Annotated in this window: 22 protein-coding genes; 11 read left to right on the top strand and 11 right to left on the bottom strand. The window is 65.0% G+C overall.

The window, feature by feature from the left end; translation table 11 throughout:
• Positions 1–51 precede the first annotated feature (51 nt).
• Together GUY30_RS14295 and betT are read left to right on the top strand one after the other, a co-directional pair.
• Positions 52–1,431, top strand: coding sequence for a short-chain fatty acid transporter (locus GUY30_RS14295; protein ID WP_167198940.1), 1,380 nt, complete (start codon positions 52–54; stop codon positions 1,429–1,431).
• Positions 1,432–1,758: 327 nt separating this feature from the next.
• Complete coding sequence (gene betT, locus GUY30_RS14290; protein WP_167198936.1) at positions 1,759–3,840, top strand: choline BCCT transporter BetT; 2,082 nt, start codon at positions 1,759–1,761, stop codon at positions 3,838–3,840.
• Between the two features lie 91 nt (positions 3,841–3,931).
• Here betT and GUY30_RS14285 read toward each other — a convergent pair whose 3' ends face one another.
• Complete coding sequence (locus GUY30_RS14285; protein WP_167198932.1) at positions 3,932–4,816, bottom strand: aspartate dehydrogenase domain-containing protein; 885 nt, start codon at positions 4,814–4,816, stop codon at positions 3,932–3,934.
• 115 nt (positions 4,817–4,931) lie between these two features.
• Between GUY30_RS14285 and GUY30_RS14280 the strand changes: the two genes are divergently transcribed.
• Both GUY30_RS14280 and GUY30_RS14275 read left to right on the top strand, forming a co-directional pair.
• On the top strand, positions 4,932–5,552 hold the full coding sequence (locus tag GUY30_RS14280) for a DNA-3-methyladenine glycosylase I (protein WP_208091432.1): 621 nt from the start codon (positions 4,932–4,934) through the stop codon (positions 5,550–5,552).
• A complete protein-coding gene (locus GUY30_RS14275; protein ID WP_167198929.1) occupies positions 5,549–5,992 on the top strand; it encodes an NUDIX hydrolase in 444 nt (147 codons plus the stop codon). The genes GUY30_RS14280 and GUY30_RS14275 overlap by 4 nt, the downstream gene beginning before the upstream one ends.
• 82 nt (positions 5,993–6,074) lie before the next feature.
• Here GUY30_RS14275 and GUY30_RS14270 read toward each other — a convergent pair whose 3' ends face one another.
• Both GUY30_RS14270 and GUY30_RS14265 read right to left on the bottom strand, forming a co-directional pair.
• Positions 6,075–6,578, bottom strand: coding sequence for a hypothetical protein (locus GUY30_RS14270; RefSeq protein WP_167198926.1), 504 nt, complete (start codon positions 6,576–6,578; stop codon positions 6,075–6,077).
• Positions 6,579–6,859: 281 nt separating this feature from the next.
• Positions 6,860–7,993: a helix-turn-helix transcriptional regulator gene (locus tag GUY30_RS14265; protein ID WP_228281384.1), complete on the bottom strand. Its 1,134-nt coding sequence runs from the start codon at positions 7,991–7,993 to the stop codon at positions 6,860–6,862.
• A 207-nt stretch (positions 7,994–8,200) separates the two neighbouring features.
• Here GUY30_RS14265 and GUY30_RS14260 point away from each other — a divergent pair, with 207 nt between their 5' ends.
• Positions 8,201–9,343 (top strand): integrase, encoded by a 1,143-nt coding sequence (locus GUY30_RS14260; protein ID WP_167198919.1) that lies wholly within the window; start codon positions 8,201–8,203, stop codon positions 9,341–9,343.
• Positions 9,344–9,448: 105 nt separating this feature from the next.
• Here GUY30_RS14260 and GUY30_RS14255 read toward each other — a convergent pair whose 3' ends face one another.
• Positions 9,449–10,012, bottom strand: a complete 564-nt coding sequence (locus tag GUY30_RS14255; RefSeq protein WP_167198917.1) for a hypothetical protein — start codon at positions 10,010–10,012, stop codon at positions 9,449–9,451.
• Between the two features lie 110 nt (positions 10,013–10,122).
• On the opposite strand from GUY30_RS14255, the gene GUY30_RS14250 reads away from it, so the two are divergent.
• Positions 10,123–11,355: an MFS transporter gene (locus GUY30_RS14250; protein ID WP_167198914.1), complete on the top strand. Its 1,233-nt coding sequence runs from the start codon at positions 10,123–10,125 to the stop codon at positions 11,353–11,355.
• Between the two features lie 5 nt (positions 11,356–11,360).
• Here the strand turns inward: GUY30_RS14250 and GUY30_RS14245 are convergent, their stop codons facing one another.
• Entirely contained in the window at positions 11,361–11,702 is a 342-nt protein-coding gene (locus GUY30_RS14245) for an ArsR/SmtB family transcription factor (RefSeq protein WP_167198911.1), read from the bottom strand.
• 16 nt (positions 11,703–11,718) lie between these two features.
• On the opposite strand from GUY30_RS14245, the gene GUY30_RS14240 reads away from it, so the two are divergent.
• Positions 11,719–12,234, top strand: coding sequence for an SRPBCC domain-containing protein (locus GUY30_RS14240; RefSeq protein WP_167198908.1), 516 nt, complete (start codon positions 11,719–11,721; stop codon positions 12,232–12,234).
• Between the two features lie 24 nt (positions 12,235–12,258).
• Here GUY30_RS14240 and GUY30_RS14235 read toward each other — a convergent pair whose 3' ends face one another.
• Entirely contained in the window at positions 12,259–12,810 is a 552-nt protein-coding gene (locus GUY30_RS14235; protein WP_167198905.1) for a DoxX family protein, read from the bottom strand.
• A 114-nt stretch (positions 12,811–12,924) separates the two neighbouring features.
• Here GUY30_RS14235 and GUY30_RS14230 point away from each other — a divergent pair, with 114 nt between their 5' ends.
• Positions 12,925–13,485: a TetR/AcrR family transcriptional regulator gene (locus GUY30_RS14230; protein WP_167198902.1), complete on the top strand. Its 561-nt coding sequence runs from the start codon at positions 12,925–12,927 to the stop codon at positions 13,483–13,485.
• 77 nt (positions 13,486–13,562) lie between these two features.
• On the opposite strand, the gene GUY30_RS14225 is transcribed toward GUY30_RS14230, so the two are convergent.
• The 4 genes from GUY30_RS14225 to GUY30_RS14210 all read right to left on the bottom strand — a co-directional run bounded on the left by GUY30_RS14225 (position 13,563) and on the right by GUY30_RS14210 (position 18,702).
• Positions 13,563–15,008, bottom strand: a complete 1,446-nt coding sequence (locus tag GUY30_RS14225) for an MDR family MFS transporter (RefSeq protein ID WP_228281383.1) — start codon at positions 15,006–15,008, stop codon at positions 13,563–13,565.
• A 300-nt stretch (positions 15,009–15,308) separates the two neighbouring features.
• Positions 15,309–16,319, bottom strand: a complete 1,011-nt coding sequence (locus GUY30_RS14220; protein WP_167198895.1) for an aldo/keto reductase family protein — start codon at positions 16,317–16,319, stop codon at positions 15,309–15,311.
• A 302-nt stretch (positions 16,320–16,621) separates the two neighbouring features.
• Complete coding sequence (locus GUY30_RS14215) at positions 16,622–17,263, bottom strand: GntR family transcriptional regulator (protein WP_167198892.1); 642 nt, start codon at positions 17,261–17,263, stop codon at positions 16,622–16,624.
• Positions 17,260–18,702: an MFS transporter gene (locus GUY30_RS14210; protein WP_167198889.1), complete on the bottom strand. Its 1,443-nt coding sequence runs from the start codon at positions 18,700–18,702 to the stop codon at positions 17,260–17,262. The genes GUY30_RS14215 and GUY30_RS14210 overlap by 4 nt, the downstream gene beginning before the upstream one ends.
• Positions 18,703–18,904: 202 nt before the next feature.
• On the opposite strand from GUY30_RS14210, the gene GUY30_RS14205 reads away from it, so the two are divergent.
• From GUY30_RS14205 to GUY30_RS14195, 3 genes are read left to right on the top strand one after another with little or no spacing between them, the layout of a single operon-like run.
• Positions 18,905–19,690 carry an enoyl-CoA hydratase/isomerase family protein gene (locus tag GUY30_RS14205; RefSeq protein ID WP_167198886.1) on the top strand — a complete coding sequence of 262 codons (786 nt, stop codon included), beginning with the start codon at positions 18,905–18,907 and terminating at the stop codon, positions 19,688–19,690.
• A gap of 33 nt (positions 19,691–19,723) precedes the next feature.
• Entirely contained in the window at positions 19,724–20,530 is an 807-nt protein-coding gene (locus GUY30_RS14200) for a thioesterase family protein (RefSeq protein WP_228281382.1), read from the top strand.
• 12 nt (positions 20,531–20,542) lie between these two features.
• On the top strand, positions 20,543–21,343 hold the full coding sequence (locus GUY30_RS14195; protein ID WP_167198882.1) for a sulfite exporter TauE/SafE family protein: 801 nt from the start codon (positions 20,543–20,545) through the stop codon (positions 21,341–21,343).
• Between the two features lie 129 nt (positions 21,344–21,472).
• Here GUY30_RS14195 and GUY30_RS14190 read toward each other — a convergent pair whose 3' ends face one another.
• On the bottom strand, positions 21,473–22,183 hold the full coding sequence (locus GUY30_RS14190; protein ID WP_167198879.1) for a hypothetical protein: 711 nt from the start codon (positions 22,181–22,183) through the stop codon (positions 21,473–21,475).
• Positions 22,184–22,233: the final 50 nt, after the last annotated feature.

Below are 22,233 nucleotides of genomic sequence, written 5' to 3'. Positions count from 1 at the left end.
GCTGAGACCACACACAGCTAGTTCTCATACTTCTCAGCGGGAGGTCTTCCCATGTCGGCACCGAAGCCGTCAACCCAGGTCAACGCCGCAGCCTCAAAAGGGATCATGCGGCCGGTCAACCGATTCCTCGAACAGTGGATCCCCTCGGCCCTGACCTTCGCCATCGTCCTCACCCTCATCGTCGCGGTCCTCGCATTCATCTTCACCGATGCTGGCCCGACTGACGTCGTCACCGGCTGGGGTGAGGGACTGGCCGGTCTGCTCGAGTTCATGACGCAGATGTGTCTGATCCTCCTGCTCGGACACATCCTCGCCAACACCGGACCCGTGCGGAAGCTGCTCGCCTGGCTCGCCCGCGTTCCTGGCAACGCCACCTTCGCCTACGTCTTCGTCTTCCTCGTCGCCGCCCTCGCCAGCCTCATCACGTGGGGGCTCGGCCTCGTCGTCGGCGCACTGCTGGCCCGGGAGATCGCCGTGCAGTCACGTGAGCGCGGTATCAAGGTGCACTTCCCGCTGCTCGTCGCCGCCGGATACTCCGGATTCGTCGTCTGGCATATGGGCTATTCGGGGTCGGGCCCGCTGACCGCGGCCACCCCGGACTCCTTCCTCTCCGAATCCCTCGGCGGTCAGACGGTGCCGGTGTCGGAGACGATCTTCGCCGGCTGGAACCTGCTGGCCATCCTCGGCGTCATCATCGTCTGCGGTCTCCTCTTCGCCCTCATCGCTCCCAAGGCCGGTGCTCCCGTCTACGAACTCCCCGCCTCGGTGAGTTCGGAGAAGCAGTCGCAGGTCGACGACGAGGTCGTCACCCCGGCCGACCGGATCGATGCCTCACGGGTGCTCACCCTGGTCGTCGGTCTCGCGCTCGTCGCCTACCTCGTCATCCACTTCGCCCAGGGCGGGGGACTGACCCTCGACATCGTCAACTGGTCGTTCCTCGCGCTCATCCTCCTGCTCGTGCGCAACCCGTTCGAGCTCATCCATCTGACGAAGGAGGCGGCGTCGAACGTCGGCGAGATCCTCCTGCAGTTCCCGCTCTACGCCGGAATCCTGGGCATCATGTCCTCGACCGGACTCATCGCCGTGTTCTCCGATGCCTTCGTCTCGATCTCGAACACGACGACCTTCGGCGTCCTCGCCCTGCTCTCGGCCGGACTCGTGAACTTCTTCGTCCCCTCCGGCGGCGGCCAGTTCGCGGTCCAGGGACCGATCATGCTCGATGCGGCCAACCAGCTCGGCGTCGACCCGTCGATTGCGATCATGGCCGTGTCCTACGGCGACCAGTGGACGAACATGCTCCAGCCCTTCTGGGCGCTGCCGGTGCTGGCGATCGCCGGGCTGAAGATGCGCGACATCCTCGGCTATACCGTCATCACGTTCCTCGGCTCCGGGGTGGTGATGGCTGCCGCGCTGCTCTTCGTCTCACTTTGAGACTCGATTCACTCTGAAGCTCGATTTACTCCGAGCCTCGATGAATGTCCCGCCGAGGTGGGCGGAGCGGAACCGACGCTGCCATGGTCGGTGAAGCCCCGCCTCGGTGAGGGTGAGTCGCTGATCTGAAGATTCGCTTGGCATTACAGGATAAGTGACCGTAAGTGTCTATGTGGTAACCTCCGTTGTTGGCCGTCCCCGTGGAACCGGGGATGCGGCGATGACGGAAAATCTTGAAGCAACAGCCGTTGATCATGCTCGGTTGAGCACTCTGCTCGACCGAGTCCGATGCCACGACGCCAACGCGTCCGGATAAGGAGTACAACCATGTCAGCATCAGTCGACACCCCGCCGGGTGACCCGAAGGGAGAGGCGAAGGCCAAGGTGAAGCCCTCGCGTCCTCCCGTGAATAAGAAGGTGTTCCTGGCGGCGGCCCTTGTGGCGCTCGCCATCACCGTGTGGGCTCTCATTTCACCGACCAATGCCGAGACGGTCCTCGGTGCCGTCGTCGGCTGGACCTCCGATTGGTTCGGCTGGTTCTACGTCCTCCTCGTCCTCGCCGTCCTCGTCTTCGTCATCTACCTGGCGGCCTCCCGCTACGGAAACACGAAGCTCGGCCCCGAACACTCGAAGCCCGAATTCGGCCTCGTCGCCTGGGCGTCGATGCTCTTCGCCGCCGGCATCAGCACCGACCTCATGTTCTTCGCCGTGGCCGAACCGGTCACGATGTACCTCACCCCACCGAGCACCGAACCCGAAACGGTCGATGCCGCCCGCGAATCGACGGTCTGGGCGCTCTTCCACTACGGCCTGAGCGGTTGGGGACTCTACGCACTCATGGGTATGGCTCTGGCCTACTTCGCCTACCGGATGAACATGCCGCTGGCGATCCGTTCGGCGCTGGCCCCGATCTTCGGCAAACGCGTCCACGGTGCTCTGGGCGAGACGGTCGACTTCGCCGCCCTGCTGGGCACGATCTTCGGCGTGGCCACCTCGTTGGGCATCGGTGTCGTCATGGTCAACGTCGGCCTCAACACCGTCTTCGGAATTCCGATCGGCGTCGGCACCCAGGTCGGCATCGTCGTCGTCGGAGTCGGTGTCGCCACGCTCTCGGCGGTCTCGGGTGTGGACAAGGGAATCAAGTTCCTGTCCATCCTCAACGTCGTCCTCGCCATCGCGCTGAGCTTCTGGGTGCTCGTGGCCGGAAACACGAAGTTCCTGCTCAACGCGTTCGTCCTCAACATCACCGATTTCGTCCGTCTATTCCCGAACATGGTCGGCCAGACCTTCGCCTTCGAGGACACCGGAACGTGGATGACCGACTGGACCCTGTTCTTCTGGGCCTGGTGGATCGCCTTCGCTTCGTTCGTCGGACTCTTCCTCGCCCGCATCTCCCGCGGACGCACCATCCGCCAGTTCGTGCTGGGCACCCTGACGATTCCGTTCATCTACATCTTCATGTGGATTTCGATCTACGGAAACTCGGCGCTGGACATCATCCGCAGCGGTGACAAGAAGTTCGGCGAAGCCGTCATGCTCAGTCCCGAAGGCGGCTTCTACGACCTGCTCTCACGCTATCCGGCGTTCGCCGTCATCGCCGCTTTGGCCACGATCACGGCTCTGCTGTTCTACGTCACCACCGCGGACTCCGCGGCCTTGGTGATGGCGAACCTGTCGTCGAATCTGCGGAACCCCGCCGAGGATGGACGCGCTGGACTGCGCATCTTCTGGGCGCTGTCGACCGGTGCCCTGACGGTGGCGATGCTGCTCGTCGGGGGCATCGGCGCCTTGCAGAGCGCGACGGTGATCATGGGCCTGCCCTTCGCCTTCGTCGTCATCCTCGTGATGATCGGTCTGTACAAGGCACTGCGGGTCGAGGCGAACCGCGTCGACAGCGTCGACACGACCCTGCCCGGCTCGTTGGCGCGTCGTTCCCGCGGCCCCGGTCACGAGACCTGGCAGCGTCAGCTCGGCCGGGTGCTGTCCTTCCCGAATCAGGCGCGTGCCCAGGAGTTCGAGCAGAAGGTGCTCATCCCCACCCTCAACGAGGTGGCCGAAGAGATGAAAGGCCGCGGAATCTCATCGCGTTGCGGTCGCGTCGATTCCGAAGGCGTGTTCGTCGACGACGGTGAACTCTTCCAGTTCGAAGTCGACGGAGACGGGCAGTACCCGTTCCGCTATCAGGTGTGGCCGCACAAGGTCAGCGTGCCGTCGTTCGGCGGAATGGTCCCGCGCGGAACCGGCGAGGACTACTACCGGATGGAGGTCTACCTCGACGGCGGCACCGGTCAGGGCTACGACATCATGGGGTTCTCGAAGGAGCAGATCATCGATGACGTGCTCGACCAGTACGAACGCCACGTCGAATTCCTCCAGCTGCAGGAGAACGTCATCCACGGCGATGACTGAATCCGCTGGGTGAGAGCGACGCCCGGGATCCTGGCCTGACGGTCGGCGATCCCGGGCGTTGTCGTTTCCTCGCCCAGGAAAGGTCAGGCGATCACCCCGCAATCACGCTGCGCAGGGTGCGGGTGACGGGCAGGGCCGTGAGTCCGCTGGTGGCGGGGTTCTCCGGGCTCGGCGTCGAGCGGATGTCGAAGGTGAACCCTCCTGCCGATCCGGCTGCTCGGATCCGATGGGCGGACTGGGTCTGACCGGCCACCGCCTGAAGCACGACCTGCACCCGCTCCAACGATGCGCCGAGCATGTTGGCATCGGACGTGCCGGCGGACAGTCCGCGGGTGGCCCAAGCGAGAGCGACGGCGATATTGACGTTGGCCGGGAACTTCTCGATCGCCTCGGCGGGGTTGCCCGTGAACACCGTCAAGGGTCCGTCCTCGGGGCGGAGGTCACGCAGACGTGCGGCCTCGGTCTCGGACATCCACGGTCGGATGAGTCCGCTCGCCTCCTTCGAAGTGGTGATTTCGACGGTGTCGAGGCCATCGGCCTGCGCCGCCGCCTCGAGCACATCGAGTCCACCGATCGCCCCGTTGGTCACATGCAACCGGCCGGGGCCAGCGAGCAGACCCGCACGGGCCTCGGGCGCTGCCAGGGCACCGACACTGGTGAGGACGAGAGGGCGACCGGACGCAATAGCCGACGGACCGAGCTGGGCGGCGGCAGGGACACCGGCGCATTCGACGATGACGTCGAAGCCGTCGAACATCCTCGGTGAGGGTGAAGTGTCGATGTCGGCACGACCGGCGAGCCGGGCAAGACCAGGGAGGTCGACCACCTCGGCGCCGTGATTCGGGCGGCCGTCATGCTTGGCTCGATCAGAGACCAGAGCGGTCAGGCTGAGCGTCCCGGCGGCGAGCTCGGGAGAGAGCAGCTGGGCGACGTGACGGCCGATGGCACCGAATCCGAGGAGGAGCACTGAGGTCATGGCCGCACCCTATCGGAGATCACTGACATGGGGCTCAGACCGGCGTGACCGTGACCTGGGGGACCGGAGTATGGGGCGTGCGGGCAATGTCAGTGCGACGCGATACGGTTGCAGAATGGACGACGAAACACAGCCAAACCATTCCGGCGGAGCCGTCATCGGCGACGACGGACTGGCCCGCACTCCTTGGGCGTACGGCGACCCGATGCTGCTGGACTACTACGACAGCGAATGGGGCCTGCCCATCCATGACGAGGCGGGGCTGTTCGAGCGGATGAGCCTCGAAGGATTCCAGGCCGGACTCTCCTGGCTGACGATTCTGAAGAAGCGGGAGCGATTCCGTGAGGTCTTCGCCGGATTCGATCCCGAGGCCGTTGCCCGCTTCGGCGACGTCGAGATCGAGCAGCTGCTGACCGACCCCGGGATCATTCGCCATCGGGGCAAGATCGAAGCTTGCATCAACAACGCTGCTCGCGTGATCGAGCTGCGTGAAGATGGCGGGCTCGATGCGTTTCTGTGGTCGTTCCAGCCTGCGCAGACGCCGCGGCCGCGCACCGTCGCCGAGATCCCGACGACCGGACCGGAGTCCGTGGCCCTGTCGAAGGCTCTGAAGAAGAAGGGATTCCGCTTCGTCGGACCGACCACGATGTATGCCCTGATGGAGGCCATCGGCATGGTCGATACGCACCTGCTCGATTCCCACCGGCGAGGCGCGTCCGGAGTGTGGTCGGAATGAATGACATCCGCGTCTCCGCGCTCGTCCTTCTCCACCCGCAGCGTCCGGGGCTGCTCATGGTGCGCAAGGCCGGGACGACGTCATTCATGTTGCCCGGCGGCAAACCCGAAGAGGGGGAGACCGCTGAGGACACCATCGTGCGCGAGATCGCCGAGGAACTCGGACTCGATCTGGACCGACACCGGCTGCACGCCCTGGGTACGTTCGCCGCGGCGGCGGCGAACGAGGCCGATCACCGAGTCATCGGCGACGTGTTCTGCTACGACGGCCAGCCGGAGGGGCTCGATGTGGAGAACATCGCGCATCTGGCCGAGATCGCCGAAGCCGGGTGGTTTCCCATCGATCCTCTGCCCGCGGACACCGATATCCGCCAATTCGCGCCGCTGACCCGCAACGAGGTCATCCCGGCACTGCAGGCCGCGGGGAGATCGGTCGGCTGATCGGGTGAAAGGCTGTCGTCCTACCCGGTGCGACGGTGCTTTCAGGCTGGACGGGGTGCACTTTGGCAATCCGGCGCTGGTTTCATGCGGTGCGACGCTGGAACCCGAGGTCGAGGGTGAACAGCTGCAGGGAGTGCACCAAGGTGATCGCGGCGATGAGGAAGCTCAGCGAGATGTCGATGATGCCGAAGATCGTCAGCGCCGGTGGGCTGACGTAGCCGGGTGCCTGCAGGAGGGTGCAGCCGATGACGATCGCGCCGGTGAGGATCGCGATCAGGACGGCGATTGTCGTGCGGCCCACCGCTGCCAGGCACAGCAGCCCGGTGGTGAACAGCAGAGCGAAGAGCGCGAAGACATCGACGCCGCGACCGATGATGAGGACTTCCTGCCACAGGTTCCCGTACGTGACCGAACTGTCCGGTTCGGGGGAGTAGTAGGGGAAGAACGATGCGGCGATGACCAGCATGACCAGCGGCCCATAGAGGCGGGCATAGATGATGTTCGTACGGCGGATGCGCTTCGCGAGGTCGTCAGCGCGGCGGAGATGCCCGGTCGTCATCGACCGGTCGTCGTCTGTTGCTGTCACTGCGGCCTGCCGTCGGAATCGAGGGTGGTGGCACGAGGACTCGTTGCTGTGCCGAAGCACGGCAGAAGCATCGCATTTCTCCGATCAGGGGATTAGGGATTGTGGCTGACAACGGCTCGAATGGATTAGTCGCCATCAAGCGAGCCGATACCTGAAACGTATCCAGGAAAGTTACCGTCCGGTGTTCTCAGCCGGCAAGGAATGGTCATGACTCACCTGTCATGCCCGCGAAATTTCACATATTCGCACAAAGGCTTTTATGCCGGGTTGTGACTTTATCCCTATTTCGCTGCTCGGCGAGCCGCATTCTTCGCTCGGGAAGGTGCGCTGTCGGGTACCGCCTGGTCATCGGCCGCGCGGCCGAGTTGGACCGAGAGCCGGTGGAGGCACTCGCGGAGGTCGGGACTGTCGACGACGGTGAAGTCGGTGTCCAAACGCGCCAGCGCCAGGGCCATCGTGGTCAGGCTCTGGCCGCCGACAGTGACGAGACACCGGTCGCCCTCGAGCGCCTCGACCGTGCCTTCGGCGGACGCGAGCTTCTTCATCACCGTGGGCGCAGGGGCGTCGACGACGACCTGGGCCGAATGCCGCCACCTGGGTTCCGTGGCGTGTCGTTCGACGAAGTCACCGATGTCCTCGGCCGGCAGCGGACGTGGACTGAAGCTGGGGCCGCTCGGGGTCTTCGGCACGATGCGTTCTGCGCTGAAGACTCGCCAGTCCCCGGCCCTGGGATCGAAGGCCAGCAGGTGCCAACGGTGCTGACGATTGACGAGTCGGTAGGCCTCGACTTCCAGGTGGACCTCGTGTGCCGAGGCGCTGCTCGGGTCGTCCCGCTGTGGGCAGTCACCTGTGTCTGGGTCCGCTGCGCCTGGGCTTGTGGCGCATGAGTCGCCTGTGTTGCCGGGCGAGTGGTCGGACGGTTCACCGAGATACGCGAAGCGCAGGCGTTCGCGCCGGCGACAGTGATCGATGAGAGTGACGATGAGGTTGGGGTCGACAATCGGCATCGGCTGATTGCCGACGACCGGAACAGTGAAGTGCGCGAGACTCTGCACCCGCGCTCGGACTGCGGCGGGCAGAATGGTCTCGAGCTTCGCCAGCGCCAGTGCCGAGGTCTCTTCCATTCCGCCGATGATGCAGCTCAGCCCCGAGTGGAGGCCGACGGCGACCGCCACCGCTTCATCTGCGTCGAACATGAGCGGCGGGATGCCCACGCCGTTGGAGGTGAGACGGTATCCGCCCTCGGTTCCGCGTGTGCCGTCGATCGAATAGCCGATATCGCGGAGCGTGCCGATATCGTTCCGGACGGTCCGCGGACTCACTTCCAGACGATCTGCCAATTCGGTTCCCGACCAGGTTCGGGGCACCATCAACAGTGACAATAACCCGAGCAGTCGTGCTGCAGTCTGTGACATCTCTGCGTCTTCTGTCGTTTAGGAAGACCTCCTGCCTGAACTCAGAATAGCATTATGCAAATCGTTCCGGGGCAGAGCGAAAACAAAGAAGTGGCTTCCCCGAAATCGGAGGAACTAACAAAATTGATGCACGATCAGCAGAATATTCAGAGCATTCCTTCCCCAGAGACAACTGAAACAGAATTCGATGTCGATGACTATCTCGAGTTGTATTCGTCGGCACGGAAGAAGGACAAAGGGTGGATCCTCGACGAGGTCATGATCCTCACCGGTTGGTCACGTGACCATGCGCGGCGCCGCCTGGCGGCCTTCCGCGTCGGAGAAGACGATGCCTACGATGATCCGCCCGCCGACCAACCGTCGTCGAGGTGCTGCAAATACTCACCCGAATCGCGTGCACTCCTCGTCCGGATCTGGGAATGGTCCGGGTTCCAGAGCGGTAAGTACCTGGCCGCAGTGATGCCGCAGCTGCTCGATGCGGCCGAACGCCATGGCGCTCTGGTGCCCGACCGCGACGGCTACAGCCTCGAGGTCCGGGCCGAGCTGCTCGCCGTCAGTCCGGCATCGATCGACCGGTACCTGCGCACCGCGCGAGCCGAGGACTTCCGAGACCGTCGGGTGTCGACGAAACGGTTCACCAGTCCCAGCGAAGACTTCCTCGACTTCGCTTCGGGACCGAACGAGTACGAACCCGGGTTCTTCCTCGTCGACACCATCGCCCACGCAGGACCGACCCGAGCCTCGAACTGTGTGTTCACGATCAGCGCCTCCTGCCTGCACACCGGTTGGGTCTTCACCCGCAGTCTTGCCGACAATGGTCCGGACACCATGGTGGACCTGCTGCAATGGTCACTCGATGAGGTGCAGGGGATTCCCTTCTGGGTCAATGCCATCGAGCTGAGCAATGCCGATGACACCGTCCACGAGGCGACCGACAAGTGGGCGCGGGGACTGGACATCCACTTCAGTCCGGTGCTCAAAGATCTCCGCCGCGATCGACTTCCGGAAGCGTCGCGGCATCAGCATCTCGTCCATGAGTACGCAAATATCCGCCGCTATGACACCGACGAGGCCCGGTCTGCACTCAACGGACTCTGGCGCGCGGTCGATGACCGGCTCAATTACTTCACTCCCACGCGCAAACCGGCTGGCTGGTCCGATGGCGGTCATGGCGAGCAGCGGCGAATCTACGACGAACCGCGCACACCGTTCGAACGTCTGCGGGCAGCGGGAGTCATGTCACCGACGCAGGAGGACGAGCTCACCCAGTACGCGGATGGTCTCGACCCGGCCCGACTGACCGAGGAGATCGTGTTCTGGCAGAGGCGTCTGCAGGAGCTTGCCGCCTGAGTGCGGTCCGTTCCCACGCTGTCGGCAGAGCCGCACGGTCGTCGGCTGACGGCTGAACCAGACGTTCCCTGACCGTCGGCAGAGCCGAGCCCGGGAACTGCAGCCTCAGTCCCGTTCCCGTCGCGAATAGGCGATGAGAGCCCGATACAGGTCGATCGGCGCGCAGTTGGCGCCCTTGGCCAGGGACTTCATGAGTTTGCGGTAGGTCGGGTAGTCCATCTGCGCCGGATTGTCCGTGGACACGAGATTGAAATCGTGCAGAACGGTCAGCGCCCGGGAATCCATGATGGAGAACTTCTTGGGATTGACGACGGTGAGCAGCGTGCTGGCCATCGGGATTCCCACTCCGGGCAGCATCTGCAGCAACGGCAGACGGAAGCGGTTGGGTGTGTCGTCGTCGAGGGCAACGCCGGTGACGAAATCGATGTCATCGGACGAGATCTCTTCGAGGCTCGGCAGAACTCCTATGGCCTTCCACTCGGCGACCTTGAGGAAATGCTTGCGTTTGAACGATTCGCGGACCTTCGTCTTCGGACCGATGTCATTGAAGATCTCTGACTCGAGATCAGTGAGGACATAGAGCGGTTCGAACTTGAGGACGAAGGCGGTGTCGATGGTGCCGCTGGGAGCGTCGCGCTTGAGGTCCGAGCTGAGTTCCGATGAGTTCATGAACCGATGATAGGCGACGTTTCTGACGCGCAGGTGAACACTTCTCCGCTGCAGGAGAGACAGACGATTCTGATACGGCAGATGCAGTGCCGATGTCGTAACCTCAGACTATGAACCCCGAACAGCCGTCTCAGGCGACGTACACCCCGGCCCTGCTGGGCTTGGTGTGGACGGCGATGTTCGGGTTCTCCGCCTTCTTCTTCAGCTATTCGACGATGGTGACGATTGCGTCGACGGACGGACTGTCGACCGTCACCGGCGGGACCGTGCTGACGACGATGATGATCGGTGTCATCGTCGCCCAGCCCTTCGCCCCGTGGGCCGGTCGGGTTTTCGGTTTCAAGGCCTCGCTGCTGATGGCGCTCGTGCTGCAGTTCCTCGGGCAGCTCCTCGGTCTCTTCGTCGGCCCGCCGCTGTTGGCGCTCGTCCTCGCCGGACTCTGCGGTGGCGTCGGGTTCGGGCTGTTCGTCGTCCTTGCCAATGCGGCGGTCCCGGGAACGACCTCACCCGGGCGGATCGGCAAGGCGCTGGGCTTCTTCGGTGGGATCACGTCCCTGGCGGCAGCCGTCGGTGCTCCGGTGGGATTGTGGTTGGTCGAGACGATTCCGATCTGGATCTTCCGTGTCATCGTCTGTGCCTGTCTGCTGTTGGCCATCCCCACGGTGCTCAAATACGTACCTGGTCGGTCGCCTCGGCGAGGGGAAGGCGATGCGGGAGATGCGGCGCGCGGCAGCGAGGCCGTCGGGGTGCGGTCCGGTCGCAACGAGAAGCGGCGCCTGCGGAAGGTGGGACGCCGGGCGGGGGAGGCCCTCGGACTCGTCCTCATGCTCTCTCCGTTCCTCGTCGGCATGATCGTCTTCGGGATCATCGTCGGCTTCGGGCCGGGCGAGGACGTCGCGGTGGCGGCGCTGTTCATCGCGGGTATGCAGGTATCGGCGGTCATCGGCCGCTTCGTCGTCGGAGCCATTTCGGACAATTTCCCGCCGTTCGCACTCAACATCCTGGGCCTCGTCCTCACAGCGATCGGCCTGGTCTGTGCTGTCGTCTCCTACGGTGCGGCGCTGTTCGTCGCCATGCTCATCATCGGGCTCGGGCTGGGTGCCATGCAGTCGGCGAGCCTCGTCATGGCCTTCGCCTCGGTCAGCTCGCCGAGCCGGGCCAGCGTCGCCTGGAATATGAACTTCGACATCGGGCTGGCCATCGCCGGCGTGGTCGGCGGACTCGGCTTCACCTACCTCGGAGCCCAATCGACCTTCCTGGTGTGTGCCCTGCTCCTGCTGTTCGCAGGCGCACTGTCATGGATCGCGCGGACGCTGCAGATGCGGGGCAGTAGACACAGCTGAGCCGGTCATCGCGGCGAATCGTCATCGAGCTGCGCCAGCAGTCCGACGGCCGCGCGTGTGTACTCGCCGATCCAACGGTCATGGATTCGTTTGATCGGCAGCGGTGCCAGAGCCAGCAGGCGTGTGCGTCCGTCCTTGCGCCCCGTGACCAGATCGGCGCCTTCGAGCACCCGAATATGCTGCAGCACCGTCGTGCGATCGAGATCGGGAAACGCTTCGCAGACCTCGCCCGTCGTGTGCGGACGAGCCTTCAGCAGATCGAGGACACGTCGGCGGGTGGAGTTGGCCAGTGCTTTGAACACTGCGTCATCGGATTCGTCCGAACCTGTTCCCTCCAACTGCGACATGTGGTAAAAATATCACATGACCGATGAGCAGAGCACCCAGAACACACCCGCCGAGCAGACTGATCAGTCCCGCCCGCTGGAGGAGCTGTCCTTCACCGTCACCGGGTATATCTCGAAGACTCCGCACGAAACCTACGAGGCGGTTGCCGATCCCGAACAGCTCTCGCACTACTTCACGACCGGCGGCGCCCGCGGCCGTCTGGAAGCCGGAGCCGAAGTCACGTGGGATTTCGCCGACTTCCCGGGCAGATTCCCCGTCGAGGTCGTCGAGAACATTCAGGACGAGAAGATCGTCATCCGCTGGGAGGGGTCCGACGACTCTGTGGATACGGACACGACGACGACCTTCGAGTTCACTCCCGTCGATGACGGGGCGCGGACTCTCGTGACGATCACGGAGAAGTCCTGGAAGCTCACCGAGGGAGGAGCCCAGGGCGCCTTCGGCAACTGCATGGGCTGGACCGGAATGCTCTCGGCGCTGAAGGTCTGGATCGAGCACGGAATCAACCTCCGCGAGGGCTACTACAAGTAGGCCCCTGCAAGTAGACCTGGAGTGTCAGGGCGCGGACGGATCCGTCGGAACGCCCGGATCCGTCGCGGCGCCTGACCTCTTCGCAGCATCCGACTCGCGGTGCCTTCGCGCGCCTCGCCGCGCCCGGATCTCCGGGATGAGCACGGCGAGGACCGCGGCCAGAAAAAGGACCTGCATGAGCGTGCGCGGCAGCAGATGGTCGTCCCACGGGAGGTTCTCGCCCGTCAGCGCCAGATGCACATTCGCCGGGAACATGAGGATGAGCATCAGCCCCAGCCCGCTGGCTGCCCACAGGCGAGTCGGTCCGAGCAGCAGGCCGACGGCCCCGAGCAGTTCGAGCACTCCCGTCACCGTGACGAGGGCGGGAGCGCCGGGAAGCCAGGGCGGCACCATATCGATGAGAGCCTCGCGCATGCCGACGAAGTGGGAGATGCCAGTGACGATGAACATCACGGCAAGCCCGTATCGGATCGCTGCGGGCCAGGGGCCGAGGCCGTGCTTGGCGGCTGCGGAGGTGAAGCGCCCGATGCTGTAGGCGATGAGAGTCGTGATGATCAGGAAGAGCAAGGGTGTCATGAGCGGCTCCTTCGATGGGCGCAGCCTCGCGGCCACAACGAATCTTTACAGTGAAAAGATAAGCCGCCGACGCATATCTTGTCAATGAAAAGTTTGCTCCGGTACGATCGAACTGTGACTTATCATCATGGGGATCTGCGTCGGACCCTGTTGGCGGAGACCGCCTCGGCGATTGCCGAGGGCGGAGTGGCGAAGCTGAGCATGCGCGCTCTGGCGAAGCGGGCCGGAGTCTCCAATGCTGCCCCGGCTTATCATTTCGGCGACAAATCCGGTCTGCTCACGGCCCTCGCGGCTGAAGGATTCGACCGTCTGGCAGAAGCGATGGCCTCAGTCGGCGACGGCGGGCTCATTTCCCGCGGGGTCGCGTATGTCGAATTCGCGCTCGCGTGCCCGTCTCACTTCACGGTGATGTTTCAGCCCAGGCTGCTCCACGATGACGATGCCGAACTGGCCGCGGCCCGACAGCGAGCGTGGGCCGCGCTCTCGGTCGGAGTTGCGCAGACCCGATCGGGGCCGGACTCCGATTTCGGGGTGGCTGCGTGGTCGCTCGTCCACGGGTACGCCACTCTGGTGCTCAGCGGTGCAGTGGAGCCCGAAGATGCACTCAAGCAGGCGCGCATCGTGGCGGGCCACCTCGGCGAGGGTGCGGGCAAGGGTCCTGGCAAGAGCGACTGACGAGTCGGCCCGGACTCACCGACGGGTCAGTCCGGAGTCGGTGGCGGGTCAGTCCGGCAGGCGCGGTGACCCCGGGGTCACTTTCCGGTGGTCTTCTTCTGTCCCGGTTCGAGTCCGTGGGAGTTCTTGATGAAGAACGCGCCGATGACGCCGAGGGTGCCGACGCAGGCGGCGACGAAGAAGGCGACGTTCGCGCCGTGGACGAGGCCTGCCATGCCGTAGGTCTCCGGGTTCCGCGCGGCCGAGACCATGATCGTCACAAGCGCTGCGGTGCCGACCGACGCGGCGATCTGCCGCAGCGTGTTGTTCAGGGCCGTGCCGTGCGGGATGAGGTGCGAGGGCAGCTGGTTGAGCGCGGCTGTGGTCACCGGCATCATCACCATGGCGACACCGAACATGCGGATCGTGTTGACCACAGCGAGGTAGACGAACGAGGTGTCCGGTTCGAGCCGCGCGAAGAGGAATGTGGTTCCGGTGAGCAGGACGAAGCCGGCGATGGCGAGCCATTTCGCGCCGATGGCGTCGAACACGCGACCGGTCACCGGCGACATGAGCCCCATCACCGCGGCGCCGGGAAGCAGGACCAGGCCCGACTCCATGGCGGAGAAGTCATTCATGTTCTGCATGTACAGCGGCAGGACCATCATGCCGCCGACCATGACGATGAACACGCACATGCCCAGCAGGGTGTTGAGAGTGAACATGCGGTAGCGGAGGATGCGGAACTCGAGGATCGGCTGCTCGAGCTTGAACTGGCGAGTGATGAAGAACGTCAGCGTGATCGCGCCGATGACCAGGGGAATGAGCACCTCGGCGCTGATCCAGCCGGCATCACCGGCGGTGCCGAAGCCGAACAGCAGTCCGCCGAAGCCGAGGGTGGAGAGGATGATTGAGAGGACGTCGAGTCGGGGGAAGGTCCGCTCGGTGACGTTCTTGAGCAGGAAGTAGGCGATGATGAGGTCGATGATCGCGATCGGCAGCATCATGTAGAACAGCGTCTGCCACGGCAGGTGATCGACGATCCAGCCGGAGAGGCTGGGCCCGATGGCCGGGGCGAAGGCGATGACGAGCCCGAAGGTGCCCATCGCCGAACCGCGCTTCTCGACGGGGAAGATTGCGAAGAGAATCGTCTGCATGAGCGGCATGATGATGCCGCCGGCCGAGGCCTGGATGACACGGCCGATGAGCATCACCGGATAGACCGGGGCGATCGCGCAGACGAGGGTGCCGACGATGAACAGGCCCATGGCGGTGAAGAACAGGCCGCGCGTCGTGAACTTCTCGATGAGGAACGCGGTCACCGGGATCATGATGCCGTTGACGAGCATGAAGCTCGTCGTCACCCACTGTGCAGCGCCGGAAGTGATGTCGAAGTAGTGCATGAACGCCGGCAGTGCGGTGTTGAGCAGCGTCTGGTTGAGGATGATGACGAACGCGCCGGAGACGAGCACCGCAAGTACGAGGTTCCGGTTGACCGGGGTGCCTTCCGCCGGGTCCTTCTGAATGTCGTCTCCGTTCGCCAATGGCATCCCCTCACCCGTTCGTCGTCTGCGTTTCTTCTCGTCCTTCAGCGACAGCCCGCTTGCCGCGGTGTGCTGAATCGGCCCCTCTTCGCGCCCGGAAGTAAATTCCTTGGTTATATAAACGCTTTATGCAGTTTAACTCACTGCCCCCGCCGAGGTGGTCCCGGGTCGGTGTGAGATACATCGAGTTCATCTCCCGGCCGGGTGCCGGCCACCCACCGCTGGTGTGGAAGATTCCGACCGCGGCCCCACATGGGGACCGCGGTCGGAATCACGACGGTCGGCCGCCTCGGTGAGGGGTCAGGTCAGGCGGCGGGCCGGCGACTGAGTCTTGTTCGGGTCGGTCTCCGGCAGGTCGCCGAGGATGTCGTCGATGCGGGTGAGCACGTCCGTGTCGAGGGTGGCTCCGGCCGCCTCGGCGTTCGAGGCGATCTGCTCGGGGCGGGAGGCGCCGACGAGGGCGGTGGCGACGTTGTCGTTGGCGAGCACCCAGGCGATCGCCAGCTGCGCCATCGTGATCCCGAGTTCGGCGGCGATCGGTTCGAGCTTCGCCACTGCTGTCAGTTTGTCATCGTGAAGATAGCGACTCCTGATCGACTCCGCGCCGCCGCCGTCCTCATCGGTCGCCCGCGATCCCTCGGGCACCGGTTGGCCGGGTTTGTACTTGCCGGTCAGGACACCCTGAGCGATCGGGGACCAGACGATCTGGGAGATGCCGAGTTCCTTCGACGTCGGGACGACCCGTTCTTCGATGACGCGCCAGAGCATGTTGTACTGCGGCTGGTTCGACACCAGCTGGATGCCGAGGTCCTTAGCCAGGTGGTGGGCGGCGCGCAGCTGGTCGGCGTTCCATTCGCTCACGCCGATGTAGAGGGCCTTGCCGGAGCGGACGATGTCGGCGAAGGCCTGCATCGTCTCTTCCAACGGGGTCTCGTAGTCGTAGCGGTGTGCCTGGTAGAGGTCGACGTAGTCGGTGCCGAGTCGGCGCAGCGAGCCGTTGATCGACTCCATCATGTGCTTGCGCGACAGGCCGGTGTCATTGTGTCCCCTGGGTCCGGTGGGGAAGTAGACCTTCGTGAAGATCTCGAGCGATTCGCGTCGTTGGCCCTTGAGCGCATCGCCGAGGACCTGTTCAGCGACGGTGTTCGCGTAGACGTCGGCGGTGTCGAAGGTGGAGATGCCCGCATCGAGGGCGGCGTGCACGCACTTCGTGGCGGTGTCGTTCTCCACCTGCGAACCGTGCGTGAGCCAGTTGCCGTAGGTGATCTCGGAGATCTTGAGTCCGCTGTTTCCCAGATATCTGTGCTCCATGACCTCAGCCTACGACCGGGTGGCAGAGTGGGGAACCCCTCGGCGAGGCGGCGGTGGCGGAAGCGGTGAGCGCGCGGCGGGTGTTCGTGGCGAGTGCGCGGCGGGTGATCGTGGTGAGTACGCGACGCAGGTGGTGAGTGCGCGGCTGGCGCGTGCGGCCACGGAGCGGCCCCGGCACGGTTTGAGTCAGGAAGCACTGTTTCAAATCAGTGCTTCTCGACTTAAAGCGTGCCGTGAAGAATACGTCGCTCGGAAGGCTCTGCTCGCCCTGGAGTGGGCCGCCAAGAGGGGTAGTCGGTGCCTCAGTGCGCCGGGCCTGCGTTCTCCGCGATATGCCCCTGCAAGGTCTCGGCGAAGGCCGCGGAGTCCCCGGCCCGCAGATGCGCGACGAGGTCTTCGTGCTCGGCGATGATCTCATCACAGCGTTCGAGCAGGCGACGGCTGTTCATGAACAAGGTGAACCGGTGACGGTCTGACAGCATCGAATACATCTCGAGCATCACCCGGTTGTCCCCTGCCTCGACGAAGCCGCGGTGGAACTCCAGGGTGAGTTCGATGAACCGGGCGACATCCCCCTTGGCGAAGGCGGCGCGATGCTGTGTGATGAGACCGTCGAGTTTCTCCGCTAAGCGCTGCCGCATGGGTTCGGAGGCGCGTTCGACCGCGGTCGTCTCAAGTACGAAGCGGGCATCGGCGAGCTCGGCGACGGTGCGTTCGTCGATGCCTTGGACGATCGCCCCGCGCTTGGGGTAGATGTGGATCCACCCCTCGTCCTGCAGACGGGCCAGGGCCACACGCACCGGGGTGCGGCTGACCCCGATCTCGGTGGCCAGCGCGGCCTCGCCGAGCATCGTCCCGGGCAGGTGTTCGCCGTCGAGGATCTGGCCGCGGATGTCGGAATACGCGCGTTCGGCCGCGCTCTGCGATTCGGATCCTCTGCTCATCCCCGGCCTTTGTTCCGACTGTCCGTGCCCTCTGCGGCGGTGACCCCGCCGGGCTGGGGCGGTGCTTCCGGTGACTCGTCGGTTGCCTCGGCGAGGGCCGGTGTGTGGTGTCCCGGCCAGCTCATGAGCGGGATCGCCCGAATCGAGAATCCGACGGCGATGAGCAGGACGAACGTGGCCATGAGATTGATCCAGAGGAACCCGCCGGCGCCGAGCACGGACCCGGCCATCGCTGCCATGAGGGCCCCGCCGAGGTTCATGGCCGAATCCGATGCGCCCTGCAGGGGCACCTTCGCATGTGCCGGCACCGAGGCGGTCAGCAGGGACGATCCGCCGATGAGGAACATCGACCATCCGATTCCGAGCAGGACCAGCGCGATCGACAGCAGCGCCATCGACGACTCCGGGGCCACAGCGTCGATGACGCCGAGGACGATCGTGAGGACGAAGATACCGGCCCCACCTGCGATGACGACGCCCGAGCCCCACCGGTCGGCCATCCAGCCGAACACGGGGGACAGGGCGTACATCCCGGCGATGTGGATGCTCACGACGATGCCGATCGCGCCGAGGCTGAACTCCTGATGATCCATGTGCACCGGGGTCATGACCATGACGTTGGTCATCATCATCTGCCCCGCGATGACCGTGATCATCGCGAACAGCGGCACCGGGCGGGCCAGAGCGAAGCGCAGCGCTTCGCCGAGTTTCATCGGGGCAGCGGCGGTCGCCTCGGTGGCAGATCCGTTGGGCGCGGCGGGTTCCCTCGCCGAGGCGGCGCTGGCGTTGACCTCGGTCGTGGCCTCTCCGCCGTGGCTGGGATCATCGAAGTCGGGTTCGCCGGGGTGGTCGGTGCCGGCTGCCACCGTCTTCGTCAGCGTCGAGGCCGACAGCGTGGCCAACGCGAACGCGACCATCGAGATGAGGTAGGGCCCGGCAAGGCCGTTCATGCCCAGTGTCTCTCCGAGGTGGGCGCCGGGGGCGGTGAAGCTGGGGCCGAGGACGGAGCCGACGGTCGTCGCCCACACCACCAGTGACATCGCGCGACCGGCGGCGGCCGGGTCGGCGAGGTCGACAGCGGCGTAGCGGGCCTGCAGGCCGGAGGCGGTCGAGGACCCGCACATCATCATCCCGAGCATGAACAGGGGAAGGAACTGCAGGGCGACGCCGATGAGGACGACCACGGCGCCGAGCGTGCCGATGCCGAAGCCCGAGGTCAGCGCCTTGCGGCGGCCGGAGCGTCCGGCGAGCACGGCGAGAGGGTAGGCGATGAGCCCGGCGCCGAGGATGACGCTCATCTGCGCGAATCCGGCCATCGAGGTCTGGCCGGTGATCTCTTCGGCGAGCAGTCCGCCGACGGCATACCCGGAGGCGATGCCGGCTCCCGAGAGGAGCTGGGCGGTGATGAGTTTGGCCTGTTCGCGGATGTGGCTCGTCATGGTGGTCTCACGTCGTCGTGGTGGTCAAGACTCACTCACATTAACTTGCATCCATCTTGGATACAACAGATGGTCGCAGGGCGGGATGCCTGGACAGGGGCGGGAGCGAGTCGAGTAGGTTCTGGGAATGAGCCAACTCAGTGCCCGGCGTCGCCTCGGTGATCCAGAACTGCCGGGAACCGCTCAACGACAGGAGTCCCGCATGATCAGGCAAGACCGCACCGACGACGTCCTCACCATCACCATGGACAACCGGGAGCAGGCGAACGCGCTGACCGAGGAGATGCTGGGCCAACTCACCGACGCCTTCACCGAGGCGAGCGCGAACGAAGATCTGCGCGCAGTTCTCCTCACCTCTGCCGGTGGGCGCGGATTCTCGGCGGGAATGGACACCGCGCAGTTCGCACATACGAGTGCGTCGCAGGCTTACGAGACGATCAGCCGCCTCGGCGAGGTGTGCGAAGCGATCAAGAGCTGCGACCTTCCGGTCGCCGTCGCGATCGACGGCTTCTGCATCGGCGGAGCGGCCGAGATCGCAGCGGCCGCGGACTTCCGCATCGGCAGCAGCGACTCCTGGTACTCGATGCCCGAAGTGCGCATCGGCATCCCTTCGGTACTCGAATCGGTCAACCTCCACCGCCTCATGGGCTGGACGAAAGCGACCGAATTCGTCCTCACCGGCAACCGGTTCAGCGCGGAGGACATGCTGGCCTGCGGGTTCCTCAACGACATCGTCGCCGAGGTGGCCTCCCCGGTTGAGGAAGGAGCTGTGCCGTCAGGGGAAGGGGCGGTGCCGAAAGGTGGGAGAACCTCGGCCGAAGAGCGCGCGCTCGCCCTCCTCCACGACACCGCGCGGGCCGACCGTGCAGTCATCGCCCAGCAGAAACGACTGCTGAGAACGTGGAAGAACACCTTCGAGGCCGAGGCGATTGCCGACAGCAAGAAAGAATTCGCACTCACGTTCGCCGCGAAAGCAGAGAGACAATAGCCTGAGTACTTAACGAACGATTGAGGAGGACGCGTGACAGACAACGAGGTCACACCACTGCCCGAGGCTTTCTACCTTCCTCGCGGCGAGAACGAATTCGACTCGACCCGGGCCACGACGAGCCCGTGGGACGAGCGGATGCAGCACGGAGGGCCGCCCGCGGCACTGCTCGCCCGTGCCGTTGAACAAATCCGCGAAGACGAGGCGATGAGCATCGGCCGGCTGACCATCGACATGCTCGGGCCGATCCCGCAGGGTCGGATCCGCACCGAGGCGACCATCGTCCGACCCGGAAAGCGCATCGAACTCGTCGAAGCCAAACTCTGGGCCGAAGACCGTCTTGCCGTCACCGCGACCGCGTGGCGGATGCGCTCGACACCCGAATCCAGCGCCGACGTGGCCTCGACCTTCGACACCTCGGCGGTGCCGGAACCGCAGGAGCAGAAGTACTTCCCCGGCATCAGCCCTGACTGGGGATACGGGCGTGCCATCGAATGGCGCTTCGTCTCCGGCGGGCTCCAGGAGCTCGGAGCTGCCGACGTCTGGGTACGCCCGCGCATCCCGCTCGTCGCGGGTGAACGAACCAGCCCGATCCAGCGATTCGTCATCGTGGCGGATTCGGCCAACGGTGTCTCGGCGGCCCTGCCGTTTGGCGAGTGGACGTTCATCCCTCCGTCGCTGTCGTTGACCTTCGCACGGGAACCGAGGTCCGAATGGCTGAATATGAATGTCCGCACCCATGTCGGCCCCGACGGTCGCGGCGTCGCCGACGGCGACCTGGCTGATGAGATCGGCTACGTCGGAGCTGTGACCCAACCGCTGCTCATCGCCCGACTCTGAGATCCTGAAAGTATGGAGTTCCTCGGGCTCGTTCTCATCGGATGCCTCGTCGGCCTGACCACCGTGCTCTTCGGGTTCGGCGGCGGCTTCGTCACGGTCCCGATCATCACCCTGGTCGATGCGGATCTCGGACATGACACGGCGCGGGTGGCGGCGGCCACCTCGGCGCTGGTGATGCTCGTCAACGCGATCGTCGCGACGGTGTCGACGAAACGCTCCACGCTCGCCCATCTCAAGGGGCGGTGGTGGTTGCTCGGGCTGCTCGCGCTGGGCGGGGGATTGGGTGCGTTCGCAGGACGATTCGCACCGGACGCGCTGCTGCAGTGGGGGTTCGTCGCGTACATCGCGGCCACGGCCATCGATCTGCTCGCCCGGCCCGGATTCTTCCGGCGCAAGGCTGCAGTTGTCGATGAGGCCGGCGAGGTCAGTGAAGGCGGACGCGGAATCGCAGCGGTCTGGGGTGTGCCGATCGGTGGTCTGGCGTCGTTCCTCGGCGTCGGCGGGTCGGTGATGACGGTGCCGATGATGCGCCGATCCGGGGCGACGATGACCGTGGCCACGACCCTGGCCAACCCGCTGACCTTGGTGATCATGAGCCCGGCCGTGCTCGTGACGATCCTGACCCCGGCTGCGATCGACGCCCCGGGCATCGTCGGATCGCTCGACCTGGTGGCGGCCGCGGCGCTGCTCATCGGCGGATTGCCGATCATCGTGTTCCTGCGCCGCCGAGTGCCGAAGATCCCCGAGATCCTCCACGCCTGGGGCTACTTCGTGCTGCTCATCGCGGCTGGCGTGGTCGTCGCGGTCGCGTGAGCCAGCGAAGCTCAGGTGCCACCTCAGTCATTTGCCCATCGCCGACCGCTTACTTTAGCGTCGAGCGCTCGCCGTAAACCGTGTGCGCTCGACGCTAGCTTGAGCGGTCGGCAGGGGTGAGTCAGGGACTCAGCTGTCCCACCGGCGCTTGCGCAGGAAAGGTGGGAGGCCGAAGTAGATCGGCGGGCGCGCTGATGCGGTCGGCGGCCGGGTTCCCGAAGAGTCGACCGCGCCGTCGGCCACGTCGCTCCCAGCATCGGCGACGGTACGATCGCCACCACCAGATTCCAGCGCCCAAGCGCTTTCCCAGCTGATGAGCTCGCCTGCGTGGCAGACGGGGTCGCCGCCGCTCGACGGTGGTTCGGCCCACAGCCAGAGGTTGATCCCGTACTCGATGAGGACGAGCTTGTCGGCGGCCGCTCGCCCCGAGTTCTCCTTGACCAAGTCCCTGCGCAGCCGTGCCGAAGCCTCCTCGAGCTCGGTCCAGCCATCCTGCCGATGCGGCAGGAACACCCACGTCCCCGCGGGGACGTGACTCGGCACGACGTCGTCGAGCCCGGCGACTTCAAGGGTCGGCACGTTTTCTTTCGACCCGGCGTCAGAGACCGCACCCTCGACCGAGTCCCCGAACTCACCGAGCATCTCTCCGAAGCACGCCCGAGCCACCTCGGGGGAGGGGGAGAGGATGAGCAGGTGGGCCGCCTCGGCGCGCACCTCATCCAGGGACAGTCGCGTGAACGCATTCGCCCGCATTCCTCCGAGCACCTGCGTCCAGTGCCCAGGCACCGTTGCCTCGGACAGGAAATCGCTGGTCCGCGGGCGCTCCTCATCGTGTCGCATCGAAAATCCTCCTCGCCGAGGCTGCTCATCGTGTCCTTCCATCATGCACC

The sequence above is a fragment of the Brevibacterium pigmentatum genome, assembly GCF_011617465.1.
In the GTDB taxonomy this organism is placed as follows: domain Bacteria; phylum Actinomycetota; class Actinomycetes; order Actinomycetales; family Brevibacteriaceae; genus Brevibacterium; species Brevibacterium pigmentatum.
Note: the sequence above shows the minus strand (reverse complement) of the source record. Positions and strands in the feature narration are given on the sequence as shown.

Bases quoted from the DNA above. Each gene is read 5' to 3' on its own strand.
- GUY30_RS14190 (WP_167198879.1), bottom strand. From the start codon at position 22,183: ATGCGACACGATGAGGAGCGCCCGCGGACCAGCGATTTCCTGTCCGAG.
- GUY30_RS14275 (WP_167198929.1), top strand. From the start codon at position 5,549: ATGAATGACATCCGCGTCTCCGCGCTCGTCCTTCTCCACCCGCAGCGT.
- GUY30_RS14215 (WP_167198892.1), bottom strand. From the start codon at position 17,263: ATGAGCAGAGGATCCGAATCGCAGAGCGCGGCCGAACGCGCGTATTCC.
- betT (WP_167198936.1), top strand. From the start codon at position 1,759: ATGTCAGCATCAGTCGACACCCCGCCGGGTGACCCGAAGGGAGAGGCG.
- GUY30_RS14285 (WP_167198932.1), bottom strand. From the start codon at position 4,816: ATGACCTCAGTGCTCCTCCTCGGATTCGGTGCCATCGGCCGTCACGTC.
- GUY30_RS14210 (WP_167198889.1), bottom strand. From the start codon at position 18,702: ATGACGAGCCACATCCGCGAACAGGCCAAACTCATCACCGCCCAGCTC.
- GUY30_RS14265 (WP_228281384.1), bottom strand. From the start codon at position 7,993: ATGTCACAGACTGCAGCACGACTGCTCGGGTTATTGTCACTGTTGATG.
- GUY30_RS14235 (WP_167198905.1), bottom strand. From the start codon at position 12,810: ATGACACCCTTGCTCTTCCTGATCATCACGACTCTCATCGCCTACAGC.
- GUY30_RS14205 (WP_167198886.1), top strand. From the start codon at position 18,905: ATGATCAGGCAAGACCGCACCGACGACGTCCTCACCATCACCATGGAC.
- GUY30_RS14280 (WP_208091432.1), top strand. From the start codon at position 4,932: ATGGACGACGAAACACAGCCAAACCATTCCGGCGGAGCCGTCATCGGC.
- GUY30_RS14255 (WP_167198917.1), bottom strand. From the start codon at position 10,012: ATGAACTCATCGGAACTCAGCTCGGACCTCAAGCGCGACGCTCCCAGC.
- GUY30_RS14295 (WP_167198940.1), top strand. From the start codon at position 52: ATGTCGGCACCGAAGCCGTCAACCCAGGTCAACGCCGCAGCCTCAAAA.
- GUY30_RS14240 (WP_167198908.1), top strand. From the start codon at position 11,719: ATGACCGATGAGCAGAGCACCCAGAACACACCCGCCGAGCAGACTGAT.
- GUY30_RS14195 (WP_167198882.1), top strand. From the start codon at position 20,543: ATGGAGTTCCTCGGGCTCGTTCTCATCGGATGCCTCGTCGGCCTGACC.
- GUY30_RS14220 (WP_167198895.1), bottom strand. From the start codon at position 16,319: ATGGAGCACAGATATCTGGGAAACAGCGGACTCAAGATCTCCGAGATC.
- GUY30_RS14250 (WP_167198914.1), top strand. From the start codon at position 10,123: ATGAACCCCGAACAGCCGTCTCAGGCGACGTACACCCCGGCCCTGCTG.
- GUY30_RS14245 (WP_167198911.1), bottom strand. From the start codon at position 11,702: ATGTCGCAGTTGGAGGGAACAGGTTCGGACGAATCCGATGACGCAGTG.